The sequence below is a fragment of the Microcoleus sp. Pol8_D6 genome (assembly GCF_036700965.1).
In the GTDB taxonomy this organism is placed as follows: Bacteria; Cyanobacteriota; Cyanobacteriia; order Cyanobacteriales; family Microcoleaceae; genus Microcoleus.
Window position 1 is genome coordinate 43,367 of record NZ_JAUBPW010000029.1, and the last position, 11,465, is coordinate 54,831.

Consider the following 11,465-nt stretch of genomic DNA (forward strand, 5'->3'; position numbering starts at 1 on the left):
TTGAAGTAAGGGTGTTAAGAATGTTATATCGCAAGTCTCCAGCATTTTTGAGCAAAATTTTTTTTAATGAACCGCAGAGGGCGCAGAGGGCGCATAGGGCGCAGAGAAAGAGAATGAAGATATCACAAGATGTGAAAAAATGGTTGAAGTTTGTTCGATGTGAGATATTTTACTAATTTCTTAACTTTTTGATCAACTAGGTAGTTTAAAAATCCCAGTCGAGAATCTCAAATCGATGGCTGTTTTTTCTTCAGACGAATGACTAATAACTTATGACTAATGACTTATGTTGACACCATTGCCCGATCAATTAGAAAATTCTAGAGATTTGCCCCGCAATCCCTGGTTTTTTGCTGTTTTGATGTTGATTGTCCTATTGCTAGGTTTTATGATGCCATCTAACCTCAATGAACCTCAACTTTTAACCGATCCGTTTCTGCAACTTCCAACAGCAAACTCGGTGCGAGTTGTCTGGTTTACCGAGTTTGTCGGTACTCGCAACACTGTTGCTTACGGCGAAAATTTGAGTCAAATTGCGGCTGCAAATACTACCAAGCTAAGCCGCACTCGCGAAGACAAAGATTCGCGCATTTCCGATGAAATCAAACAAAGTATAATTGACAGCCATCCAATTGTGCGCGACATCTGGCGGCACGAAGCAGAAGTCCCCAATTTAAAGCCCGGTGTTCGCATTCCTTATCGAGTCACCAGCGAAAGAGAAGACGGCGCATCTGTCAGCAGCAAGGTTTTCACTCTTTCTCCGACACCAGCAGCAGGAATACCGCTCAAAATTCTCCTCACTTCCGACCATCAATTGATGCCTATGACAGCAGCAAATCTCCAGAAAGTAGCCGAAACAATTGGGAAAGTTGACGCAGTTTTTATGGCAGGGGATTTAATTAATATACCCGATCGCGCTTCTGAATGGTTCGACGAAAATCGCGGCCGCGCCTTCTTTCCCGCTCTGCAAGGTCGCGCCTTTTCCGAACTCGACAAAAACGACATCAAAACCGTTTACAGCGGCGGCGAACTGATCCAAAACGCGCCTCTATTCCCCGCCATTGGCAATCACGAAATCATGGGTCGCTTTGCAACCAACAGCACACTCGGCGACCAATTTAACGATCCTTTTCCCCGCGCCGCTGCCGAGAAAATATACGCTCAACGTGCTGCATCTTTGAATCCCAATAATGACTCTTCAGTGCGCGAAATATGGCTAAAAAACAATACTTTTAATAGCGATACCTATGACGAAATTTTCAATTTACCGGGCGGCCAAAATTACTATGCTGTGACGTTTGGAGACGTGCGGTTAGTGACTTTATACGTTGCGAATATCTGGCGGACTCCGAATTTAGATCCGGGTGCGAGAGGCAGGTATCGCGAACGGGACGCAGATTTTAATCATCCCGAAAAATGGGGATACGGACAGCATATTTTTGAGCCGATTGTCAAGGGCAGCGCTCAATATAATTGGCTACAACAAGAGTTAAAAAGTGCGGAATTCCAGCAGGCAAAATATAAAATTGTGATGTTTCACCACCCGCCGCATTCTCTGGGCGACAATATTGTACCTGCTTATACTGACCCAGTGCAAATAGTCGATCGCGCTCTCGATGGCGAGATTAAAATGGTGCGTTACGAGTATCCGAAACAGCAAGATTATCTGATTCGGGATGTAGTGCCGCTACTAGAAACAGCGGGGGTGCAGTTGGTATTTTACGGACATTCGCACTTGTGGAATCGATTTGTCAGTTCCAGCGGAATGCACTTTTTGGAGACTTCTAATGTGGGTAACAGTTACGGTGCTTTTGCGGGGGAAAAGCGCCGATTTGTGCCGCCGGGATATCGGGAAGATTACAGCGCTATGGGAGACCCGAACGGATTGGAACCTGTGGTGCCGACTGTTGCGCCTTTGTTGGCAGAAGATGGGCGGCCGCTGCCGTATATTGATAGCAACGATATTACGGCTTTTACTATTTTTGATACGGGGGAGGGTACGGTTAGCAGCTACTATTTTGATACGCGGAAACCGGAATCGGAAGTGGTGAAGTTTGATGAGTTTAAGTTAAGAAATTCGTAAATGGATTTAGTAGGGACAGGGCAGTGTTCAAAGGTCTCAACTTAAGACTAAAACCCTATATTTCTCTGGTTTATATCCAAGTCTCGATCCCCCTAAATCCCCCTTAAGAAGCAGGGTGGATTAATTGTGACCGGAGATTATATAATAGAAGGGGCGATCGGGTAAAGGACGATCGCGCTTGACCATCAGTAGCGCTCCTGTATTAGTAATGAACTTATTGGCAGCAATTAAAGCAGTACCCGACCACCGACATCCGAGAGGAATTAGACATCCACGCTAGGCTGATACTCACAATAATTTTATTAGGCAGTTGTGCGGGTTATTGGGGGTATAAACCCTTGGTAGAGTTTACCAAAAACCATCGCTCAACCCTGATAAAAATCTTCAGCCTCCCGCCGGATATTCGCTTTCCGTCCAACTCGACTTTGAGAAACATAATTCAGTCATTAGATTTTGAAGTCATTGCCGTTCTTTTTAATGTAGGGTCACAACAGACTTTACCCCTGGCACGCCTGAGAATTGATGGCAATTGATGGCAAAAGCATTAAAAGTACATCGGTAGGTGGCAATAGCTCGCATGGCACTTTTCGGTAATCAACTTGATAGGGTCTTGCCTTTGCCGGTTAATCGCCCAAACCCTTGATTGCTATCAGGTTGGCTGTGGCTTGAGAAGCTCCAGTCGTGACCGGTTAAGAAAGTGGAGCGAATGTCTATGAGCCAATCTACGCAATTCAACAGAGAATGGCTGTTAAAGCCATGTTAAATTAGTGGGATTTGTCGGCAGAAAGAGCAGCCTGAACATCTTGATAAACAGAGCGTAAATGCTGGAGTAACTCTTGTTGGGACAACTCATGAATCTGAAGCTCTCTGATCAAGAACGCCAGCCTTTGTAAAGCACCATTGTGAATTTCTGCCTCAAGCAGCTCTATTAACTGTTGCTGTGTTAGCAGTTGTTGTTCCAAACAACGCATTCGTCGCCACCAACAAAGTCCATGATAGACAACGCACGCAATTAATCCCGCTGTACTAAACATAATTAGGCTGGACACAAGAGTTATCTTATCCATTAGTCTTCCTCCTTCCCTGCTTCATCAAAAAAAAGGTGAAGTCTAACCAGACTTCACCTGGCTTAAATTAGGAATTTCTAAGTCAGCCTTATTAACTTTTCCGGAGTGCTTCTTCTAGCACTGACTAGGTATTATTCCTAACAATTCCATCAGCGCTTAAAGCCAAAATTGATGGGTTTAACAGTGGCTTCGGAATCAGGCATGGGGTTTTTATACCGCACCGCCGATTTCAGGTTCCCAAAAATTTTTCGCTCTATGTGGCGCGAAGCTACAAATTAGCAATTGCAGCATTTAACGCCAGGAGTTGTTCATCTGTTTTATCCAGCCTGCTTTTTGTCCGGGTTGTCTGGTCGGCGAAGGACAAATAGTCTTTTAAGGCTTGTTGTTGCACGGCTTGCAGTTCGGGTGTAGGTAGAGGTTTACGCAATTCATTGGGAATAGCGTCGTCAAAGAGATGGCTCACCAGTTGAGAGTACAATCTAAGTTCAGAGTTCCTGACGTTATCTAATTCCTGCTTTCCTCTAGCTGTACTGTAGTTGTAAAGTTCTGCTTCCATACCTTTGGTTTGAATATCGATGGTGCCAGAACGCCAGAAGTTATAAGCTCCTAGTTTCGCTTTGTCTGTGCGATATCCAATCACATGATTTGGAGCATCGCCAACGAGTAGCAAAGCGCCCAACAAATCTAAGATCAGTTCATCTGTCGTATGAAGAATGTAAGGGCGACCTGACGCATTTGGTTGGCGCAGGATTTGGGCAATATCCAAGCGCGTCTTTAAATGTGAAAATGCCCGTTGGGTACGCCATCTATTATCTCCACTAGCGAGGGTAAGTAACAAGGGAATAACATCTACGCTAGAGCAAAGTTGTGTCCGTTCTGTTCCGGGGGTGGAAACCCACTGTTTAGTTGGGTCTTTGATGTAAAGAGGAACGTTAATTGATTCTTCATAAACACCCGCACTTTTACCGCGCAACCCGTGAGAACCGCCATACTCGCCGTGGTCTGAGGTAAACACGACGATCGTATTTTGGGCAAATGGGGATTTTTCTAACATATCAAGTGCTTTCCCGATTTCAGCGTCCACAAATTGTTGGAATAGTAGGTATGAATCCAACAGTTTCAGCCAGGGTTCTCCGAATTTTGGCGGTAAGTAGCCAGCCCCTAAGTTTGTTGCTCGGCGGAATGCTTCTTGCAAGCGGGGCTTTTTCGCTAACCCGATGGGGTTTTCAAAGTTGGGAATTCTATCTTTGAAGACACTTGGCGGGTTGCTTTCTGCGGGTATTTCCTTCGTCCCTTGGGGGTACCAAGAAATGTCATGGGGGTTGATTAAGCTGATGGTCGTACACCAAGGAGTATTTTTGGCATTGTTGGAATTGAGCCACTCGGCGAACTGTGCGGTGGCTTGAATCCCTTGAGGAGGCGTACCGCCTTTGACAATATAAGGGTCTACTTCTAAACCTTCTCCGGGATTACCATTGGGGGAAGGATAAGTTCCTCCACTAAATCCGTAGGGTTCCAGGGAATTTCCGGTGGATAAATGCCATTTACCGAACCACCACGTACTGTAACCAAAGTTGTCTCGCAACAGTTTTCCCCAGGTAGGAAAGCCAGGATTAAGACTTGGCGCTGGCGCTGGAAAGAGTATGCTACTACTCTCATCACCCTCATTCAAATGCGTATCCATCACAAATGTTTGGTGGGAGTATAAACCTGTCACCAATGTGCCGCGAGCCGCCGTGCAGGCTGTTGCTGCTGTATAGTACCGCGTGAAGTTGACTGAACTCTTTCGCAATTTCGCGATCGCGGGTAGATATTTGTCGAGAGTGGCTTGTGCTGGAAACCATTGGGGAGTGCGTAGTTGGTCTACGACAATCACAAGGATATTGGGCTTTTTATATCCCGATGTTTGTGCAATTGCCGGAGTGTCTGATTTATTTAGAAGCTGAGATCCAAGTAGCGCCGCTCCTGTCAAACCTGTTGCTGATAGAAATGTTCGTCTTTTCATCTTCTTGATTTAATTTTACAAAACATAAGAATTTTGTCCGGTGAAGTCTAATCAGACTTTACCCAGGCTAGGCATTAGTAATTGCTTGGTCAGCCGTGTTAGCTTTTTAAGAGCGCGTCTTCTAGAATTGTCCAGGTATTATTGCCAACAATGCCATCAGCACTTAAATAGAAATCGGATTGAAATTGTTTCACTCGCGTCGCGGTTGTATTGCCAAAGTTGCCATCTACAGCAATCGTCACTGTCCCTGATTTCCCTTGTCTTTTGGCTTGATTGAGCCGCGCCTGTAGATATTTCACTTCCGAAGGATTGTTGCTAGAGCTTTGGCTCAAGGTGGAGTGCTGCTTCTGGGAATAAGGGACAATGGCGTCGAGGTAACTCCAAGTTGGTGACCCAACTATGCCATCAACTTTTAGGCAGCAATCGGCTTGAAATTTCTTGACGTATTCTTCAGTAATATCGCCGAAGTAGCCATCAACACTAATAGAGCTGTGGTAGAAAAGATTGAGTTGTTCTTGCAGGTATTTAACGTCACTATTGTTGCTACCTTTGCTTAAGGTGTTGTAAGCTTTCATCGTTTTATTTCCTGAAATCGATGTGTGTTTTCTTTGATGATTCCAGTATCGAAAAACTAGGCAGGCAAAAGCATTGGTAGTTTCAGACAAGTTGAGTTGGTATTTTCGGCGATCGGCATTGCAGTTTTCGGTAATGAGCTGATAGGGCCTCGCCTTTCCAGGATTAATTGCTAGCGGCTGTAAGCGTCTCTCGCGGGCGTAAGATCGAATTGTTGCGTCAGGTATAGGTAATGTCCCATAACTCCACCCAAGAACAGCAAGTAGAGATTCTGATTGTTGATGACCATCGCCTGCTTCTCAATGGAACGATTAGTCTGGTTGGCGATCGCTTTCCTAGGGCACAAATCCGCTCTTGCCAAACCGTCCAGGACGCTCTAACCGAAGTGAGAAAGCATTTGCCTGACCTGGCGATTGTGGATTTGTCCCTTCCAGAGATATCAGGAACGGCTGCCAATGTTGAGCAGGGATTGGGGTTGCTCAAGGTCTTGATGCAGGATTATCCCCAGCTAAACCTGATGGTGCAAAGCAGTAACGTCAAGGCATTGGTTCGCATCATACCGGAAATTGACAATCATCAGGGAGGATTTACGATCGCAGACAAAAGCGTGCCTATAGATACCTTCCTGACCCGGATGGAGTGGGCTATGCAAGGGTTAACCCATACCAAAGACCTGCAAACCGACTTGGAAGTGAAACCCGAATGGTTGGAGGTAATGCGACTCGCTTTTGAGGAGGGACTTCAGGATAAAGCGATCGCCCAAACTATGCACAAGTCCGAACGGATGATTCGCCACTATTGGTCTAAGATTCAGGATGCACTCTCAATCTACCCGGAAGAGGGTAAAAATATGCGGGCACAAACCCAAATTCGTGCCCGTAAAATAGGATTAATTGATTAAACGAGCAATGTCTACGGTTAATGAGCCATACAATATTTTAATTTTAAAGCGCCGAGTCGTGCTAGCAATGTTGAGTTTGGCGACGGTTGGCGCAACTATTGCTACATTTCTGCACCGACTGCAACCGCACCCTCGTACCATTTATCTAATTACACCTCCGTTGTTGGCGGTCGCCTGCCTGATTTTACTGATTCGTCTCTACAAAAAACCAGAGAGCTTGCAACAAGTGATAAATCTGGCTTTATTGGCAGGGGTAATGTTTGTAGTGGCGCCCAGTTGGTTATACACCCTACAAGCGATCGTCACATCGGGCACCACCCTCGTAGATAGTTTGCCCCCTGTAACACCCGCGTTGTTCGTGTTGACAATGGTGATGCTGATCGCCCTGCGTCGCCGCCAGCAATTGGTGATTGCAACTGTGATCGCTTGGATGGCGATCGCTGCCCCAATTCTCACCTATTTGCTGCTGCACCCGTCAGAACTTCACACTTCGCGAGGCTTAGATTTATTCATCTCCCTCGGCCCAACCATGGGGATACAAATTCTCCTGATTTTGTTTTATAACCGCGTCCAAGATATCGTCCAGGGCTTATATACCGAGCGTCTCCAATACTATGCTCAAATTGTCGAGCGACAGGCGATTCGTCAGCAGGCAATGGAACAAGCCTTCACGCAAATCCACAATGGCCCTTTGCAAACCTTAGCTCTCCTCCTGCGGGATATGCAGCAAGAACAGATGCCATCTCAACAATTGTTCCAACGCTTGCATAGCCTGAATGCAGAGATCCGGGCAGTGGGGCGCAGTCTCACCGATGAAGCGGATTCAGAGCAACACTCCGCAGCCGTTTTAACCAGCTTAGAACCCCCTAATTCCGAACAAACTCTCCGTCTGGGGGAAGGCACTTGTATCGATCTCAACCGCCCCCTGCATAATTTATTGTATGAAGTTTATGCCATTACTTTGAAGCGCAATTTGCCTTATTTCCAGACCATTCAAGTCAAAGTGCGGAATTTCGCCCCCATCGAGCAAACTAACCCCACCCTGGAGATAAAGCGGGATTTGTGTTTGTGGTTAGAGGAAGCTTTATGTAATGTGGGGAAACACGCTCTTGGAACAACTCGAATTGTCGTGACGGGAGAACATCACCAGGGGCAATATGTTCTCAAGGTGCAAGACAATGGCCCTGGACTTAAACCCGAACAAGAACAACAGGGAACAAAGCACTCTCAAATTTTGGCTCAACGATTGGGGGGACAGTTTCGACGAGAATCTTTGCCCAAGGGAGGGGTGATTTGCGAACTTTCTTGGTTAGTGAAGTCATAGCTATTGTTGAATTGGATTGGGTTTTACTTCTGGCCCAAGTTAAGGCAGACTGTCCTGTTCTTAACAATGGTGCAAGATGTAAGATTAAACCTTCTCTTTCGCAGGTGGAACCAAACCAGTTTTATTCAAACCCGCATCAATCTGCCTGAGCAATTTAAAATCGTCTTCGGGTAAGGAATTAACAGGCGAGTGTTTTTCCAGAAACGAGAATGCTTGCCTAAATTCACGCGGCCGGGAGTCGATCGCACTATCGAAGTGACAAGGTACAATTTTTTCAAAGTCCCAACTCGCGACTGTATCCACCCAATCGAGAGTTTCCCTCGGGGCGCGGTTGAGAATCAATGTCTGCAAAATCGGCGCTACAAACAACCGCCCCCCTCCCCGCAAAGCCTCAAACGATCGCACCCAATCTGTTTTCCACTTGAACGGATACAACCCGAAATAAGCTTTCCTAGAGCGTTCTGGCGCTTGGCGCGCGTTGGCTAACACCTCCGGCCACGGCGGCACTTCCAGCACGCTGGGGCTAAAATACATGGCAAATAAGGCGATTCTCTGCCACCCTTTGCGCCGATTTTCGTGGGTATCTGCCACAATGTCCGAGGCGCTGTCTTTGGCGTGAAACAGCAGCGGGTACGAGTCGAGTTGGACGATCGCGGGCGGATTTTCGGGAATCGAAACGACGGAATCTGTTAACATCAGCGTGCGCGATCGCCTGTGAAATAACGCAACTTCAGCAAATTTGCCCAAACCGAGGTTGAGGGGGCCGAGAATTGCCCAGTCAAATTGATCGGCTAACGGCGTATTGCTGCTGTCAAACGGCAGTATAGAGGTGCGTTTCGCCGGCAAACCCAGCCAACTCAGCGGCAAATTCACGGGGAAACTCCATTGCTGCGGGGCGACAAACACCTGCGCTTCGGGAAAACACCTCGCAAAGGGGCCGACAAAAACTTTGTGCTCGATGCCGGAAACCGTTGTCAGCAGGATGTACTTCACCTCGCCGTGCTCTGCTACTAACTCTTTTACCAAGCGGATGCACTCAGGAGTCGGTGCAACGGGGGCGTAGACGAGAAGGCCTTCGGGTTCTAGTTTAATTACTGTCATCCGAATCGGGACAACAACGTAGAAAATGCCTTGTAGTTGGTCAAAAGTCCAGATTGTATCTTTAACTATTTCCTTGCGGATGGTGCGCCGCTTGCTGTAGGGATAGAGGGGGACGACTGGCCAAAAGGCCCAAGAATAGTCCCTAGAATCAATCTGTGCTGATGTTGGTATGCCTTCGCCCTCTGCCACTCCGCGACTCCTTGCCGATTTTTTTGTACGTGCGTGCGATCAAACTATTTTTATCTTATTTCACTCGTGTTGCGCGGATTCGAGGAGTTGAAAAGGGGTTATGGGCGATTCCCTACGCGATAGCTGCGCTTCACGGGCTTTTGGAACACTCAAGAAAGAATTACGCCTGGGTGCGAGAACTATTAAACCAATTGTTCAGGATCGATGCCTAGTTCCCGCAACCGCGCCGCTAGTCTTTCCTCTCGCTGTTGAGATTCTGTCAGTTGCTGTTGAGATGCTATGAGTTGCTGTTGAGATTCTATCAGTTGCCGTTCCGCCGCCGTTGCTCTTTCACTCGGACTCAAAATCAACCCTCCTTGGGCCGTAAACCACCGCAACCACAACCGATTCATACTCTTATAACTGCCTTGCCACCAACCTAAACTCAACTGCAACTCAGGAATAAATAACCGCCCATCAATTAATTCTGCAGGTTCATAGTGGCCTCCTACAAGATGAAAAGCTTGCAATTCATCCGTGTAGCGACTGAACACAAAATAGTAAGGAATCCGCAAAATTTGTTCATAAACTTGCCACTTAGTCGGCGGTTCCCCAGCTTGCTGAACAGTCCGCCCTAAATCTTCATCTTCAGTTCCCGGCGATAGCAATTCCACCACCACAAAAGGATTTACCCGTTCTTGCCAAACTACATAACTCAAACGCATATCGCGCCCTTGATAAAGCCTTGGCACACCCACCGCAGCAAACCAATCCGGGCGTTTATGCCAGCGCGGTTGTGTTGCATCGTAATACAAATTTAGGTCACTCGCTGTAAAGACTTGTTCCGCATCCCATCCCGGCGGCAAAAACGTGAATTCCAATAGTTGCGGCTGATCTAAATGAAATGTATCTGGCAAACCGGGCTCCTTTGGGTCTTCGCTAGGTAAATCATACATTGTTGGCAAACTCTGCCGGGGGTCTAAAGGCGGTTCAGCTTGAGCAGGCGGGTAAGTCGGGAATGTCATAATGAATTCTGAGGTTGCTTATCCTGATATGATTATAGCCTTGTGAGAATGTCTGGCATTTCCAAAGAATTCCCATTAACTCTCAATCTCAAATCTCAAATCAAAACTCCTAAATCGATATGACTCAAAACTACCGCATCACTCTTTTACCAGGAGACGGCATCGGCCCTGAAATTATCGCTGTGGCGGTAGATGTCCTGAAACTTGTCGGTCAACAATTGGACATCGGCTTTGAATTTCAAGAAGCTTTAATGGGCGGTGCTGCTATTGACGCAACAGGCAATCCGCTGCCCGAAGAAACACTGGAAAAATGCCGCAAGTGCGATGCAGTATTGTTAGCAGCAATTGGCGGTTACAAGTGGGATAATTTGCCCCGCGAACAGCGCCCGGAAACGGGATTATTAGGACTGCGCGCTGGATTGGGATTGTTTGCAAATTTGCGTCCGGCGACTATTTTACCGCAGTTGGTTGATGCTTCTAGTTTGAAACGGGAAGTTGTCGAAGGCGTGGATATTATGGTCATCCGCGAACTCACAGGCGGCATTTATTTCGGCAAACCGAAAGGTATTTTTGAGACGGAAACAGGCGAAAAACGCGGTGTCAATACGATGGCTTACACCGAGTCGGAAATTGACAGAATCGGGCGAGTCGCTTTTGAGACGGCTAGGAAGCGCGGGAAAAGGCTGTGTTCCGTGGATAAAGCGAATGTTTTGGATGTTTCGCAACTGTGGCGCGATCGTATTATTGCGCTTTCTTCAGAATACCCTGATGTCGAACTTTCTCACCTCTACGTTGACAATGCAGCCATGCAGTTAATTCGCTGGCCGAAACAGTTCGATACAATTGTCACCGGCAATTTATTCGGCGACATTCTTTCCGATGCGGCGGCGATGCTAACTGGTAGTATTGGGATGCTGCCTTCTGCTAGTTTGGGAGCAAGCGGGCCGGGGGTTTTTGAACCCGTGCACGGTTCCGCACCGGACATCGCTGGACAAGATAAAGCCAATCCCATCGCCCAAGTTTTGAGTGCGGCAATGATGCTGCGCTACGCCTTAAATCAGCCGGAAGCTGCTAATAAAATCGAGCAAGCAGTTGTAGAAGTTTTGGATCGAGGTTATCGCACTGGTGATATCATGTCAGAAGGCATGAAACTCGTCGGCTGTCGGGCGATGGGCGATGCTTTAATTGAAGTTTTGCAAGGTTGATTTATTTACCTTT

Annotated in this window: 9 protein-coding genes; 4 read left to right on the forward strand and 5 right to left on the reverse strand. The window is 47.0% G+C overall.

All coding sequences use genetic code 11. The features are described from left to right. Positions 1-286 precede the first annotated feature (286 nt). On the forward strand, positions 287-2,083 hold the full coding sequence (locus QUA10_RS13955) for a metallophosphoesterase family protein (protein WP_333081649.1): 1,797 nt from the start codon (positions 287-289) through the stop codon (positions 2,081-2,083). A gap of 764 nt (positions 2,084-2,847) precedes the next feature. Here QUA10_RS13955 and QUA10_RS13960 read toward each other — a convergent pair. From QUA10_RS13960 to QUA10_RS13970, 3 genes are all read right to left on the reverse strand, one after another. Then, on the reverse strand, positions 2,848-3,150 hold the full coding sequence (locus QUA10_RS13960; RefSeq protein ID WP_333086282.1) for a hypothetical protein: 303 nt from the start codon (positions 3,148-3,150) through the stop codon (positions 2,848-2,850). 268 nt (positions 3,151-3,418) lie between these two features. Next, on the reverse strand, positions 3,419-5,155 hold the full coding sequence (locus QUA10_RS13965) for a sulfatase-like hydrolase/transferase (RefSeq protein ID WP_333081647.1): 1,737 nt from the start codon (positions 5,153-5,155) through the stop codon (positions 3,419-3,421). 98 nt (positions 5,156-5,253) lie between these two features. Then, positions 5,254-5,730, reverse strand: a complete 477-nt coding sequence (locus QUA10_RS13970; protein ID WP_333081646.1) for a peptidoglycan-binding protein — start codon at positions 5,728-5,730, stop codon at positions 5,254-5,256. Between the two features lie 230 nt (positions 5,731-5,960). Between QUA10_RS13970 and QUA10_RS13975 the strand changes: the two genes are divergently transcribed. Together QUA10_RS13975 and QUA10_RS13980 are read left to right on the forward strand one after the other, a co-directional pair. Further along, on the forward strand, positions 5,961-6,629 hold the full coding sequence (locus tag QUA10_RS13975; RefSeq protein ID WP_333081645.1) for a response regulator transcription factor: 669 nt from the start codon (positions 5,961-5,963) through the stop codon (positions 6,627-6,629). Between the two features lie 7 nt (positions 6,630-6,636). After that, positions 6,637-7,953 (forward strand): hypothetical protein, encoded by a 1,317-nt coding sequence (locus tag QUA10_RS13980; protein ID WP_333081644.1) that lies wholly within the window; start codon positions 6,637-6,639, stop codon positions 7,951-7,953. An 84-nt stretch (positions 7,954-8,037) separates the two neighbouring features. On the opposite strand, the gene QUA10_RS13985 is transcribed toward QUA10_RS13980, so the two are convergent. Both QUA10_RS13985 and QUA10_RS13990 read right to left on the reverse strand, forming a co-directional pair. Next, entirely contained in the window at positions 8,038-9,243 is a 1,206-nt protein-coding gene (locus QUA10_RS13985; protein ID WP_333081643.1) for a DUF4336 domain-containing protein, read from the reverse strand. Between the two features lie 182 nt (positions 9,244-9,425). Continuing rightward, positions 9,426-10,247, reverse strand: coding sequence for a Uma2 family endonuclease (locus QUA10_RS13990; protein WP_333081642.1), 822 nt, complete (start codon positions 10,245-10,247; stop codon positions 9,426-9,428). Between the two features lie 119 nt (positions 10,248-10,366). Between QUA10_RS13990 and leuB the strand changes: the two genes are divergently transcribed. After that, positions 10,367-11,452, forward strand: a complete 1,086-nt coding sequence (gene leuB, locus QUA10_RS13995; RefSeq protein ID WP_333081640.1) for a 3-isopropylmalate dehydrogenase — start codon at positions 10,367-10,369, stop codon at positions 11,450-11,452. The last annotated feature ends 13 nt before the right edge of the window (positions 11,453-11,465 follow it).